Origin of the sequence: Hymenobacter metallilatus, from assembly GCF_003944705.1 — a bacterium.
Classification (GTDB): Bacteria; Bacteroidota; Bacteroidia; order Cytophagales; family Hymenobacteraceae; genus Hymenobacter; species Hymenobacter metallilatus.
The window spans coordinates 376,546-389,768 of sequence record NZ_RWIS01000001.1; the positions used below are offsets into that span (position 1 = coordinate 376,546).

A 13,223-nucleotide genomic window follows, 5' to 3' on the forward strand; every position below is an offset into this window, starting at 1 on the left:
CTACCTACTACCCTCATCCTACTACCTTCATCCTAATTCCGGGTTCCTATGTACACGGTAAGGTACACGGAGGGCATAAACCGGTCGTTGAGCGACTCATCTGATACGCCCGCCACCCGGATAATGGGAGGGGCTTTGGTGTAAGCTTCAACCATGGCACCTACTTCCACGCCCGCTACAGCGTCGCGGTAACGGCCATACTCGAAGCTAAGGGCACCCCGGATGTGGCCCCCTACCTGAATATCCGTTTCTCCAACGCCCGAAAACAGCGGCGCCCGATCCACGATGGCGCCCAGGTTCCGGTGCACAAGCGGATCATACTGCTCGTTGCGGATATCGGTGGCCGGGGCATTGGGGTTGGAGGTCCGGTCAGAGTAGTCGTAACTGATAAAATACGGCATGACGAAGCCAATGGAAGGGCCCGCACTCAGCAGCCCATTCACCTGTACGCCGGAGTCGGGAGCCTTTCGAAACACTACCCGCTGCACCCCCACCGACGGACGCACAACAAACAGGTAGTTGCTCTTGCCGAACACAATTACCCCGCCGTAGTTAGTGGGGATTTTCTGCTCCTTGGGGTGTTTTACCTCTACTAGTTCCAGGCTCCAGAACCGGGCCCAGTCCTGATTGAGCAAACGGGTAGAGCGTACGGTTGCGCCCCCGATTAGTCCGCCCCGCGTGTTGAAGTTGACGCCGTACACAAACTCTTTGCGGTAGGAAGGCTGATCGGTGCTGGAGGCCAGGGTTTGGGTTTGCTGAGCCTGGGCAGAGGAAACCAGGCCCGCTGTGGCTAGAAGCAGGCTGCTGCCGAAAACAAGCGAAGTACGCACGGGCTTGAACGGAATAGAAAGGCAGTGGAGAAAATGCCGGCTCAGCAGCTTCCGGCCGCCAACCCTATCGAAAGTACGTAAATTTACCCGCATACCTTGGTTCTAATTACGACACGTTATGAGCACAGCCACCGCCTGCTACGCCGGCCATCTGCGCACCGAAGCTACCCATGTAGCTTCCGGCAGTACCATTCTTACCGACGCCCCCGTAGATAACCACGGCCGGGGCGAGGCATTTTCACCTACCGACCTAGTTAGCGCCGCGTTGGGCTCCTGCATGATGACCATTATGGGCATTGTTGCGGAGCGGCATGGGGTAAACCTGCAAGGTGTACGCTGGGAAGTAACCAAACACATGCTGGCAGAGCCTCGGCGTATCGGACAAATTGATGTAGCGTTTACGATGCCCGCGTCCCTTCCGGAAAAAGAGCGCACCATTCTCGAAAATGCTGCCCGCACCTGTCCGGTAGCCCTTAGCCTGAACCCGGAAATACGGCAGGAAGTTCGGTTTTTGTACGAGGGGTAGTTGGATAAAAGATAAAGGACAAGGGATACAGGAAAACGTCGACCGATTGTCCTGTATTCCTTGTCCTTTATCCTTTATCCAACTACTTCCTTCACCTCGCTTAGCTTGATGCCCATGTGCGAGGCATCGAGGGTGCACTCTCCGTTCTGAATGAGCAGGAGTTGGGGCGACTCATGATGAATGCTGAACTTCTGCGCTATTTCCTGGGAGATAGGCCGGAAGCGCAGTAGGTCCAGGTAGTAGATTTTAGCCCCGTCGAGGCCGGCATCGGCCCACTGGCGCTCCAGCTTGCCTTTGGCCATAGCGCTGATAGAGCACGTGGTGCTATGCTTGAAAATGAGGACCGGCTGCTCAAATGATTCGCGGACGATATCGGCGAGCTGCTCCGACTGGGTAAGTGGTTGCCAGGGTGCCATAACAGGAAGAAGAATTCAGTGAAAATTTAGTGGGAGCCAGTGGCGTCACGCTTCTTTCGCAGACGCAAATTGATGCGGGATGGTTCGCTAACCCGGGGCGTACCGTCCCGGTCGAAGCGGTAACTAGCCTGGCCGGGTGGGGGTGCCAGCACCTCCTGTTTACCGCCACCCTGGTGCTTTAGCTCCGCTTTGGTCACGGTCAGGTGCGAGTCTTTGTACTTGGCGTTAAACTTCTCGGCGTCGCGCAACGCCTTGCGGTTGGCCGCCCGCTGCTGGGCTGGGCTGGTGGCTTCCAACTGCGCCCAAGCCGGGGTGGCGCAGGCCAGAAAGAGGCTAACGAATAAGTAGCGCATCATAACACGAGGGAAAACGGTGGGAGGAAAACAGCGCAGATAACAGACCCGAAACCAGACAGACAGTTTAAAACGGCAGCGTAATACCCAGTATTTTCCGCTGCCCCACCTTGTGCTTCAGGCGGCGGCGTTCCATTTTGGGCTTTTTGAGCAGACCGTTCTTATCGTAGCTGTTTTTCTGGGTTTTCACGGCTTCTTTCTCTACGTCCAGGGCCCGCCCGTCGGCCGATTCATTTGCCGGATTTTGGTTTTTTTTCACCTTGGGCCGCGGCGGCCCCTCGGGGTTCGGAATCCGGTAGCTGTGGCAGGCCGGAGCGGCCAGCAGCACGGCCATTACCAGCAGCAGTGGCAGGTGGCGAAAAAGACCGGAAGGTTTCATGTAACGAGAATTCGGCTGGGCAGCGGGTTATACTTGGCAAATTACGGAACAGATGCCAGTAGTGCGCCGCCCCGCTTTGCGCACGAGTAGCAGGCGTATGGCGCGGTGCCGGTGGGACAGATGTTCCTAAGTAGCGCGCAGCTCCGCTTCGCGGACGGGCGGAGCGAGTACCGGGCGTGTGGACCTACCGCGTGGGAACTCGCTCCGCCCGTCCGCGAAGCGGAGCTGCGCGCTACGTTAGTAGCTATGGAGCTTCTTAATGGCTTCGCGCAGGCGCTGCTGGGGCAAAAACTGCTTTTCCAGCGGGGGCGCGAAGGGCACGGCCGTATCCAGGGAGGCTACGCGCAGGATGGGCGCATCGAGGCTGCGGAAGCAATGCTCAGCAATCCAGGCCCCAATTTCGCCGGCCAGGCCGCCGGTGAGGGTGTCTTCGTGCAACAAAATCACGCGGCCGTTTTTCTCCACAGTCTGGCGCACGGCGTCCTCATCCCAGGGCAGCAGGGTGCGCAGGTCGAGCACGTCGGCATCCACACCTAACTCTTCCACGGCGGCCAGGGCCCAGTGTACGCCCGCGCCGTAGGTGATGATGCTCATTTCCTGTCCCTCGCGCACCAGCGCCGCCTTGCCGATGGGCGTGGTGTAGTAGGCATCGGGTACGGGGGCCGAAATGCTGCGGTAGAGCAGCTTGTGTTCAAAGTACATCACCGGGTTGGGGTCCTCGAAGGCGGCACAGAGCAGGCCCTTGGCATCCACGGGGTTGGAGGGAAACACCACTTTCAGGCCGGGCGTGTGGGTAAACCAGGCCTCGTTGCTTTGCGAGTGGAACGGGCCGGCGGCCGTGCCGGCCCCGGTGGGCATGCGCACCACCACGTCGGCATTCTGGCCCCAGCGGTAGTGGCTCTTGGCCAGGTTATTCACAATCTGGTTGAAGCCGCAGGTCACGAAATCGGCAAACTGCATTTCCACCATAGCCTTTTTGCCCTTGATGCTCAGGCCCAGGCCCGCCCCCACAATAGCCGACTCGCAGAGGGGCGTGTTGCGCACCCGGCCTTTACCAAACTGCGCCACGAAACCGTCGGTAATTTTAAACACGCCGCCGTACTCGGCAATATCCTGGCCCATAAGCACCAGCTCGGGGTAGCGCTCCATGCTCTGCCGCAGCCCGTCGGAAATGGCATCGACGTAGCGTTTGTCGGTGGTGGGTTGCTCGTTGTCGGTGGTTAGGTTCAGGCTGGCATCCGGCTCGAAGCTGCGGTACATGTCGCCGACTTCCTGCTCCAGGCTGGCGGTGGGCATGGGTTCGGCGTCGGCCAGGCGCAGACCTTCTTCGATTTCGCGCTTGATGGTTTCGCGGAAGCGCATGCGGGCTTCTTCATCGAGGATGCCCTCGGCCAGCAGCCACTTTTCGTAGTTCTCCACCGGGTCTTTCTGGGCCCACTGCTCAAACAGCTCCTGGGGCACGTACTTGGTGCCGCTGGCTTCCTCGTGCCCACGCATCCGGAAGGTGAGGGCCTCCAGCAGCACGGGGCGGGGGTTCTGGCGCAGGTCCTCAGCCAGGCGGCGCACGGTGTCGTACACTTCCAGCACGTTGTTGCCGTCTACCTGCACGGCTTCCATACCGTAGGCGGGGCCTTTGTCTACGAAGTAGCGGAAGCGGAACTGCTCGTTGCTGGGGGTGCTGAGGCCGTAGCCGTTGTTTTCGATGATGAAGATGACCGGCAGCTGCCACACGGCCGCCACGTTCAGGGCCTCATGGAAGTCGCCTTCCGAAGCGCCGCCGTCGCCGCTGTAGGTGATGGTTACCTTGGGGCGGTCCTCCAGCGTATCGGCCAGGGCAATGCCGCCGGCCACGGCCAGCTGCGGCCCCAGGTGCGAAATCATGCCCACGATGTGGTGCTCGTTGGTACCGAAGTGGAACGACCGGTCGCGGCCCTTGGTGAAGCCGTGGGTTTTCCCCTGCCACTGCGCAAACAGTCGGTCGAGGGGCATATTGCGGCCCGTGAACACGCCCAGGTTGCGGTGCAGGGGCAGAATATACTCGTCAGAGTCCAGAGCCAGGGTGCTGCCCACCGAAATGGCTTCCTGCCCGATGCCCGAAAACCACTTGCTGACTTTGCCCTGGCGGAGCAGAATGAGCATTTTCTCCTCAATCATGCGGGGCTTGAGCAGGTGCTGATAGAGGTGGAGTAGGGTATCGTTCGAGTAGTCTTTCCGGTCGAAGTGCATCGGGAAGTGGCTGAGTTTGGTGGGTGGGGCCAAAAGTACGGGTTTGGGCCGGATGCACCGAAGCCGCCGCCCGCACCCCGCGCGCACTCGCTCGGCTGAGCCGAGTGATGCCAACGCCCAAGCAGCTATGCTGCGCGCGTCGGCTCCGGCTTACGCAAGCGGCACGGACGGATTCGGGGCACAGCCCCTCAAACGTAGTCCTCACTCGGCACAGCCGAGCGAGTGCGGGCGAGTGCGCGCTAGGTGCGTGGACCAGATAGGAAATTATAGCCGCCTGTTTGTGGAATCGGCAGGCACACGGCATCTATCTTCGGGGCCCGATTTCCTCCCCCTATCCTATCCGCATGATTCGACTCTACTCTCTCGGCCTATTGCTGCCGCTATCCATCCCCGCCCTGGCCCAACAGCCCGATACCCTCGCCCTGCGGCGGGTGGGAGTAGCGGTACGGCCGGATAGTCTGCCTAGTATTACGCCACCACCTATTTATGGCAGATTACACCCATTTTCCGACCTCATTCGGGATGCTGTCATTGTAACTACCTACCACATCCTCCCCCTCCTCTCCCTCCAGGAGCAGCTGCGCCAGATAGCCGGGGTGCAGGCCACGCCGTACTCGGGGGCCCCGGGGGCGCAGGTGGCCGTGCGGATCCGGGGGGCGGCCAGCTTGGCCAGCAACGCGCAGCCGCTGTACGTGGTGGATGGGGTGCCGGTGTTTCAGAATACGTTCCGGATAAACACCACCAATATGCTGGGCGGACTGGTACCGGCTGAGGTGCAGGAGTTGGACAACAACCCGCTGCTGAGCATCCCCAATGAGGATATTGCCAGCGTAGAGGTGCTGAAAGGGGCCTACGAAACCGCGCTGTACGGCTCCCAGGGCCTCAACGGTGTCATCCGCATTACCACCAAGCGAGGCAAACAGGGCAAGCCGCGCCTGAACTATCAGAGCTATGGCGGCGCACAGCAGGCCCGCAACCGGTACGAGCTGCTGGATGCCCGCCAGTACGCCACCCTGAGTAATGAAGCTGCGGAGCGCCGGAACCAGCCGGCTCCCTTCAGCGCAGCCCAGCTGGCAAGCCTGGGCCGGGGCACCGACTGGCAGGAAGAGCTGCTGCGCACGGCCGCCGTGCAGGAGCACCACCTGGGCCTCTCGGGCGGCACGGCCACCACCCGCTACTACGCCGCCGCCGACTACCTGAATCAGCAGGGCGTAGTGCTGAACTCACGCCTGCGCCGCTACGCCGCCCGCGCCGCCCTCAACCAGCGCCTCGGCCAGCACCTGCACCTGGATGCTACTGGCAGCTTCGCCCGGACGGAGCAGCGCGTACCGGCATATTATGCGCTGCAGAACGCGCTGCTTACACCACCCACCCAGTCGCCCAACGACCCACCCCGGTCGGGGTTCTATTCAATTAACCCCGCAGACTTGGCCCGGCAGAACTACCAGGCTCCGGAGCAGCAGCGGGTAGTGGGCCAGTTAGGTGCGCGCTATGAGCTGACGTCCGGTCTGACGGTGGAGGTGCGCGGCAGTCTGGAGCGGGCCACCCTGCGCAGCCGCTCCTACCAGGCCGCCTATGCCACGTTCCCAGCCGGCGAAAATGGCAACCTCATCTTCACCTACCGCCAGTGGTTTCTGAACCCGGCTCTGCGCTACGCCCGCAGCTTTGGGGGAGAGCGGCACGCCGTCACGGCCTCCCTGGAAGCCCAGCGCCAGGACCGCAAAACCACCACCGAGCAAACCACTTACGCTCCGGGCGGGGGCGGCTCATCGAGCAGTGGCAGCTGGGAGAAATACCGGCTGAACTTCTACCAGCTCACGGCGGGCTATACGTTTGATGAGCGGTACCAAGTGCGCGGCACCCTGCGCCGCGACGGGTCGAGCACCTTTACCCCGCAGGACCGGTGGAGCTGGCTGCCCGGCGCCCAGGTGCTATGGCACGCGGCGAAAGAATCCTTCTGGAACATGGCCCCCAGCCGGCTGGATGCGTGGGTGGGCTGGGGCCGCACCTCCGGGGCCGGCAACCAGGGGCGCAACTTCTTTCCGCTTCTCCTCCCTACCGGAGTGGGCCTGGGCCAGACGGTACCCGCGTTCCTGCCCGAGCTGACGCGGCAGCTGGATGCCGGGGTAGAGGCAGATCTGTTCAACAACCATCTTACCCTTACGGCTCAGGCCTATGCCCGCCGTACCACGAGTACCATTTACGTGAGCAGTTCCCTGGTTTCGCCGGGCACTGTTCAGGATAACTACCTGCGTAACCGGGGCCTGGAGCTGACAGCCCAGAGCCACTGGCAGGCCGGTAAGCTGCAAGGCAGCAGTCGGCTGGCCGCCGCGTTCAACCGGAACCGGTACGAATCAAATACGGCCATCTTCTACGCTTTTCCCTATCACCGCACCCTCGATGGACAAGCACTGGGCACGTTCTATGGCTACCGGACCCAGGGGCTGGATGCCAACGGCAACCTGCGCTACCAGGATGTGAATGGTGACGGATTGATTGACTTCCAGGACCGCCAGCCCTTGGGCAGTGGGCTACCCAAACAGCTGCTCAACTTCAGCCAGCAGCTTACTTTGGGCCGGTTTGAAGCGCAGCTGCAGGCTGATGGCATGTTTGGCTACCAGATGCACAACACCAACCTGCTGTACCTGGATGCTACCAGTGGCTTCACGAACGCCTCCCGCCGGGTACTCGACCGGTGGACGCCAGCCAACACCAGCACCGACGTACCAGCAGCCGGTACCAACCTGCCGGTGCTCAGCACCTACACCCTGCAATCCGGCAACCACGTGCGCCTCTCGGCCGTCACTTTCAGCTATAAAGTCTGGGAAAAGGAAGCCCGCAACGTGAGCGTGTGGCTGGGCGGCCAGAACCTGCTGGTGCTCTCTAAGTACCGGGGCTACGACCCCAACGTCAGTTCCGCCGGCTCCGATAACCAGCAGGCTGGCTTGGATGCCGGGGCCTACCCGGTGGCCCGGACGTTTCTGGTGGGCGTGCGCGCTACGCTGTAGCGGCCGGGTATCCGAGGCCGACATGTAAGGGCTAAACCCAGCCTGCCCGGCTACCAGAAACTTCTGTTTTAGGCAGCCGGTTGTTTACCTTGCCGGCCCATCCGGCAGTTTTTCTCCCCCGACTTTGCTTCATGATTCACTTCGAAGAATTCACGCTCGATAATGGCCTGCGCTGCATTGTGCACGAAGACCACAGTACGCCCATGGCGGTACTCAACGTGCTTTACAACGTGGGCTCCCGCGACGAGGACCCGGCGCACACTGGTTTTGCTCACCTGTTTGAGCACCTCATGTTTTCGGGCTCCGTGAATATCCCGAGCTACGACGAGCCCCTGCAGCTGGTGGGCGGTGAAAACAATGCCTTCACCTCTCCTGACATCACCAACTACTACCTCACCCTGCCGGCCGCCAACCTGGAAACCGGCTTCTGGCTGGAATCGGACCGGATGCTGAACTTGGCTTTCTCCGAGAACGGGCTGGAGGTGCAGCGCAAGGTGGTGGTGGAGGAATTCAAGCAAAACTACCTAAACCAGCCCTACGGCGACGTATGGCTGAAGCTGCGCCCCCTGGCCTACCAGCACCACCCCTACCAGTGGGCCACCATCGGCAAGGAGGTAGCGCACATTGAAGACGCCACCATGCAGCAGGTGCGCGACTTTTTTGGCAAGCACTACTCCCCGGCCAACGCCGTGTTGGTAGTAGCCGGCGACGTGACAGTGGCCGAGGCCCGGCGTCTGGCCGAAAAATGGTTTGGCCCCATTCCGGGTGGAACCCGCTACGAGCGGCAACTGCCCGCCGAGCCCCGCCAGACCGAAGCCCGCCACCTGGAGGTAACGGCCGATGTGCCCATGTCGGCCCTGTATAAAGTGTACCATATGCCCGGCCGCGGCGACGCGGGCTACCACGCCGCCGACCTTATGTCGGATGTACTGGGGCGCGGCAAATCGAGCCGACTGTATCAGCGGCTGGTAAAAGAACAGCCTTTGTTTAACTCTTTATCGGCCTCGGTAATGGGCTCCCTGGAGCCAGGTCTGCTGGTGATAAGCGGAAAGCTGAATGCTGGTGTAGCCCTTGCCGAGGCCGATGCCGCCGTGGAAGCCGTGCTGGCGGAGCTGAGCGCCACCGAAATACCGGCCGATGAGCTGGAAAAGGTAAAAAACCAGGCCGAAGTCAGCATTGTATTCGGTGAGATTGAGCTGCTGAACCGGGCCATGAACCTGGCCTTCAGCAAACTGCTCGGCGACGCCAATCTGGTAAACCAGGAAAGCGCTAAGGTGCAGGCCGTTACTCCCGCTCAGGTACTGGCTGCTGCTCAGGAAATTCTGCGTCCTACCAACTGTAGCACCCTGTACTACCGTGCCGAGCCGGTAACGGAACCTGTAGCAGCCGGAGAGGAAGTAGAAGCCTAGCGGCAAGCCTTAGCCCAAACACAGAACCGCCCGACCGGAATTCCGGTCGGGCGGTTCTGTGTTTGGGCTATGCAGAAGAAGCGCAGGCGTGAGGCTTACCAGCCACTGCCGCCGCTTCCCCAGCCGTCATCGGCCTTTTTCTTGGGCGCGGCTTTCTTCACTGGGGCAGCAGCTTTTTTGGTGGCCGTAGCTCCACCAGCCTTTGTACCGGCCGAAGCAGCTGCCGCACCCGTTGCTTTCGGAGCGGCCACTGGCTCAGCAGCTACAGGAGCTGGCTCGGGCTCGGGAGCTACAATGGGAGCCGGGGCAGGCGTTGGGGGCACCGGGTCGGAAGCCCGCACCGAGCGACGGATGTACGGCGCCAAGGGACGGCCACGATAATCGGTGGTTACCCGGCGCGAGGGAGCAGCCGTGAAACCCGGCGCCAAGCTGGCTCCAATGGGCTGTTCCTGCGCCACTGGCGCAGCAGCGGCACCTGCGGCCGCTCCACCACTGGCTGCGGCACCACTGGCTCCCCACTCACCACCGGCGGGTGCAGCAGCCGGAGCAGCGGCTGGCGCAGCTGGTGTAGCGGCAGGTGTGGCGGCTGCTTTAGGTGCCGCCTTGGTAGTTGTGGTGGCTTTTTTCGCCGCAGGCTTGGCCGCCGGCGCACCCCAGCCATCGGATGAACCCCAGCCGTCATCGGCTTTTTTCTTTTGTGCTGCCGCGGGAGCAGCTATCAGTACGCCACCGAGGAGAAGTAGCGGGAGGAATTGTCGAGTCATGGGAACAGAATAATAAACAGCTTCTTACCGCAAAGGTACGGCACCCTGCGCGGGCCTAAAACTCCCGCCACACTTTTTGCCCAAACGTAGGCTTAGGGAGTAAGTTCCCCCTATGCCGCGAAATTCAGCAACTTCAACGTAATCTGTCTTTTACAGGCCTGCATTTCACAACATGTACCTCCATTTTTTTATTGCTTTACTCAGGCTAAGTAGACAGCCCCACAAGAAAACCCATGGGCTGCCAGTACACTACTGTTTCAACCTCAGCACGCGAAATTTCTCACTCACTGGCCTGATGCGCCACATACTTAGGAAGGGTGTCCTCTTGAGAACAGTTTACCACCTACTCACCCGCTCTAGGGCCGGCGGGCAGTTTTGCCGGCACCAATTGCCTCTCCCGCCGACATAGTGGTAGCGCTGGTTGTCTTGGCTGGCTTTTTCTTGAGTGGCCGGCCCATGTAGTCGGTAGTGGGTGGACTTGGCATGTTCAGCCGAAAGCCCGGTGCCAGCTTCAGGTTTTCCTCGTCGCGGCGGCTGCTCCGGTCGTGGCGGGCGTAAGCACCGGCCCGGGTTTTGGTGCGCGGAGTGGCCGTGCGGTGATAGGCCGCTTTGGCGCGCCCGGCAGATGTAGTTTGCTGAGCCGATGTCTCCTCAGCAGTACCCAGCCAGAGCAATACGGGTAAGGCCAAGGTATATACATAGATTTTCATGAGCAGTTGCGCTAAGTGGTTCAACCATACAACCTTGCTTCTGCTACATACGACAACTGCCCGACCACGGCTATACCGGACGGGCAGTTATTTATCGTCGCTGACAGTGGCAGTTTACCAGCCAGCTGCTACAGTTGTATTTTCCGGGGTTGGCTGCGCGGCTACTACGCCGGCCGAGGAGGCTTTGCGCAATGGGCGGCCGTGGTAATCGGTACTCACCGCACGGTAGGGAGCCGTGTTCATACCGGGAGCCAGCATCACACCCGACGACTGCATCATGGGGTCGTTCTGGGCCACGTCCACCGAACGGGGCCGCTTGGATTTGACTTTAGCAACGGGGCGGCCGTGGTAGTCGGTGCTGGTACCCCGGTAAGGCGAGGAACTCATGCCAGGTGCTACCAGTACTCCCGACGACTGCATCATGGGGTCGGCGCTGGATGTGGCAACAGCCGGCGTTTCGGCCCCAGGCACATCCCAGCCCGATACCGGTTCGGCGGGAACATCATTGTCCCAGCCCCAGTCGTCCTCAGCAGGACGGGTAACGGGGGCTACGCTGGAGTTGGCCGCTTTTTGGGGGGCAGCTTTCTTAATGGTTTGGGCCTGAGCCTGGGGCGCACTGAGGAAGGCAGCCGCAATAGCGGCAGCAAAGAGAAACCGTTTCATCGGAAGGCAAGTCGAATAGTGAATACAAACGGCGGCGGCCTGGATATTGGCCCGGGCTTACTGACGGGTGGCGCCCCACGCACAGTACTGAATGCCGCTTCTGCGTAGCTCTTTGCAGCAACCGTACCAATTTTATCCGACGTCCGCTCCAGCTTAGAAAAACCGCTCCGTACCGGACAAAAACCGTGGTTTTCATTGGCTATGCCCCTTGTATTACCTCACTGGTTATAACAATCCGTAATCGGCCTACCTTTGTACTATGATGCAGGATACCATTGCCCGCGTGCGGGCAGAAATTGATGCCTTCGACCTTTCTACTGCCGAGCAGCTCGACCAGTTCCGCATTGCCTACACTGGTCGTAAGGGCCAGTTGGCCGATCTGTTCGACCAGCTCAAAACAGTTCCGCAGGCCGACCGCCGGGCCGTGGGCCAGGAGCTCAACCAGCTCAAGCAGCTGGCCCAAAGCCGCTTCGAGCAGCGCCAGCAGGAACTGGAAGCTGCCAGTGCCAATGCTCCCGCCGACCCTACTTTTGATTACACGCTGCCCACCGTACCCCAGGCCCTGGGTACGCGCCACCCCCTGAGCCTAGTACGCGAGGAAATTGTGCGAATTCTGGCCCGTATTGGCTTCAACGTAGCCGAAGGACCCGAAATTGAGGATGACTGGCACAACTTCACCGCCCTCAACTTTCCCGAAAACCACCCGGCCCGCGACATGCAGGACACGTTTTTTGTGCATCGGGAGCCGGGCGAGGCCGAATGGGTGCTGCGCACCCACACCAGCCCAGTGCAGGTGCGCGTGATGAAAGCCCAGCAGCCGCCCATCCGCAGCATTATGCCGGGCCGGGTATACCGCAATGAGGCCATTTCGGCCCGCGCCCACATGATGTTCCATCAGGTGGAAGCCTTATTTGTGGATGAAAACGTGAGCTTTGCCGACCTGAAACAAACCGTGTACTACTTCGTGCAGGAACTGTTTGGCAATGATATGCAAGTGCGGTTCCGTCCGTCCTTCTTCCCTTTCACCGAGCCATCTGCCGAGATTGACATTACCTGCCTGATATGCAAAGGCAAAGGCTGCAACATCTGCAAAGGTACCGGCTGGGTGGAAATTGGGGGCTGCGGCATGGTGGACCCTGCCGTGCTGGAGCAGTCCGGCATCGATTCGGAGCGGTACTCCGGGTACGCCTGGGGGATGGGCATCGAGCGGATTACGATGCTCAAATACCAAATCAAGGACCTGCGTCTCTTTACCGAAAACGACACCCGATTCCTGCGGCAGTTCGAGGGCGTGCAATAAGCCGCTGCTTCCGCTAGCCGAGCAGGCCGCTCTCCGAAATTCTGGTTCCGGGAAGCGGCCTGCTGGCGTGATACGGTAGTTGTCTACGTACTTTTTACGTACGCTATACGTTTTCTACTCTCATCAATACCTTTTTCGGCCGCTATGCGCACTTCCCTTTCTCGTATCGGAATCTGGTTGGTTGGTGTGGGCAGTGCCGTGTTGGCGGTAAGCGCCTGCTCATCGTCGGACGATACGCAGCCGCAGATTCCATTGGCCGCCGTGAATGAGGTGCTGTTCCTGACCGACCAGCAGAACAGTAATCTGCGCTTCGACAACGGAGCTGTATACAGCAAAGGAGGCGTACGGGGTATCATTGTGGTTCGGCAAAATGCCAGCTCCTACCTCGCCTTCGAACGAAACTGTCCCTACCAACCGCTCGACACCTGCGCCCGGGTAAAGATTGAACCATTTTTGCGCTTATACGACCCCTGCTGTAACTCTCAATTCAGCTTGCAGGGCCAACCACAGAGTGGCCCCGCTACCCGAGCACTCCGCCAGTATTCCACAGCTCTTTCTGGCAACACTTTGACAATCACTAACTAGGGTATCCATCAAAAAAAATTCAAAACACAAGTTTGGAGCTTCCGAAACTTTGCT

13 protein-coding genes are annotated in these 13,223 nt (G+C 60.3%); 5 read left to right on the forward strand and 8 right to left on the reverse strand.

Features of this window, described 5'->3' with window-relative positions; genetic code table 11:
* Positions 1 to 32 precede the first annotated feature (32 nt).
* Positions 33 to 830 (reverse strand): hypothetical protein, encoded by a 798-nt coding sequence (locus tag EI290_RS01475; protein WP_125425909.1) that lies wholly within the window; start codon positions 828 to 830, stop codon positions 33 to 35.
* A 118-nt stretch (positions 831 to 948) separates the two neighbouring features.
* Here EI290_RS01475 and EI290_RS01480 point away from each other — a divergent pair, with 118 nt between their 5' ends.
* Entirely contained in the window at positions 949 to 1,356 is a 408-nt protein-coding gene (locus EI290_RS01480; RefSeq protein WP_125425911.1) for an OsmC family protein, read from the forward strand.
* A 74-nt stretch (positions 1,357 to 1,430) separates the two neighbouring features.
* Here EI290_RS01480 and ytxJ read toward each other — a convergent pair whose 3' ends face one another.
* From ytxJ to EI290_RS01500, 4 genes are all read right to left on the reverse strand, one after another.
* On the reverse strand, positions 1,431 to 1,772 hold the full coding sequence (ytxJ, locus tag EI290_RS01485) for a bacillithiol system redox-active protein YtxJ (protein ID WP_125425913.1): 342 nt from the start codon (positions 1,770 to 1,772) through the stop codon (positions 1,431 to 1,433).
* A gap of 26 nt (positions 1,773 to 1,798) precedes the next feature.
* Positions 1,799 to 2,128, reverse strand: a complete 330-nt coding sequence (locus EI290_RS01490; protein WP_125425915.1) for a hypothetical protein — start codon at positions 2,126 to 2,128, stop codon at positions 1,799 to 1,801.
* Positions 2,129 to 2,192: 64 nt separating this feature from the next.
* On the reverse strand, positions 2,193 to 2,504 hold the full coding sequence (locus EI290_RS01495) for a hypothetical protein (protein ID WP_125425917.1): 312 nt from the start codon (positions 2,502 to 2,504) through the stop codon (positions 2,193 to 2,195).
* A 237-nt stretch (positions 2,505 to 2,741) separates the two neighbouring features.
* Complete coding sequence (locus EI290_RS01500) at positions 2,742 to 4,730, reverse strand: alpha-ketoacid dehydrogenase subunit alpha/beta (protein ID WP_125426719.1); 1,989 nt, start codon at positions 4,728 to 4,730, stop codon at positions 2,742 to 2,744.
* Between the two features lie 344 nt (positions 4,731 to 5,074).
* Between EI290_RS01500 and EI290_RS01505 the strand changes: the two genes are divergently transcribed.
* Both EI290_RS01505 and EI290_RS01510 read left to right on the forward strand, forming a co-directional pair.
* On the forward strand, positions 5,075 to 7,738 hold the full coding sequence (locus EI290_RS01505) for a SusC/RagA family TonB-linked outer membrane protein (protein WP_125425919.1): 2,664 nt from the start codon (positions 5,075 to 5,077) through the stop codon (positions 7,736 to 7,738).
* A gap of 131 nt (positions 7,739 to 7,869) precedes the next feature.
* The gene (locus tag EI290_RS01510) at positions 7,870 to 9,147 is read left to right on the forward strand and encodes a M16 family metallopeptidase (protein ID WP_125425921.1); all 1,278 of its coding nucleotides are present in this window, start codon (positions 7,870 to 7,872) and stop codon (positions 9,145 to 9,147) included.
* Positions 9,148 to 9,242: 95 nt separating this feature from the next.
* On the opposite strand, the gene EI290_RS22825 is transcribed toward EI290_RS01510, so the two are convergent.
* The 3 genes from EI290_RS22825 to EI290_RS01525 all read right to left on the reverse strand — a co-directional run bounded on the left by EI290_RS22825 (position 9,243) and on the right by EI290_RS01525 (position 11,284).
* On the reverse strand, positions 9,243 to 9,911 hold the full coding sequence (locus tag EI290_RS22825) for a hypothetical protein (protein ID WP_125425923.1): 669 nt from the start codon (positions 9,909 to 9,911) through the stop codon (positions 9,243 to 9,245).
* 356 nt (positions 9,912 to 10,267) lie between these two features.
* Complete coding sequence (locus tag EI290_RS01520) at positions 10,268 to 10,621, reverse strand: hypothetical protein (RefSeq protein WP_125425925.1); 354 nt, start codon at positions 10,619 to 10,621, stop codon at positions 10,268 to 10,270.
* A gap of 114 nt (positions 10,622 to 10,735) precedes the next feature.
* A complete protein-coding gene (locus tag EI290_RS01525; protein WP_125425927.1) occupies positions 10,736 to 11,284 on the reverse strand; it encodes a hypothetical protein in 549 nt (182 codons plus the stop codon).
* 262 nt (positions 11,285 to 11,546) lie between these two features.
* Between EI290_RS01525 and pheS the strand changes: the two genes are divergently transcribed.
* The gene (pheS, locus tag EI290_RS01530; RefSeq protein WP_125426721.1) at positions 11,547 to 12,584 is read left to right on the forward strand and encodes a phenylalanine--tRNA ligase subunit alpha; all 1,038 of its coding nucleotides are present in this window, start codon (positions 11,547 to 11,549) and stop codon (positions 12,582 to 12,584) included.
* A gap of 144 nt (positions 12,585 to 12,728) precedes the next feature.
* Positions 12,729 to 13,169, forward strand: a complete 441-nt coding sequence (locus EI290_RS01535) for a Rieske (2Fe-2S) protein (protein ID WP_125425929.1) — start codon at positions 12,729 to 12,731, stop codon at positions 13,167 to 13,169.
* Positions 13,170 to 13,223: the final 54 nt, after the last annotated feature.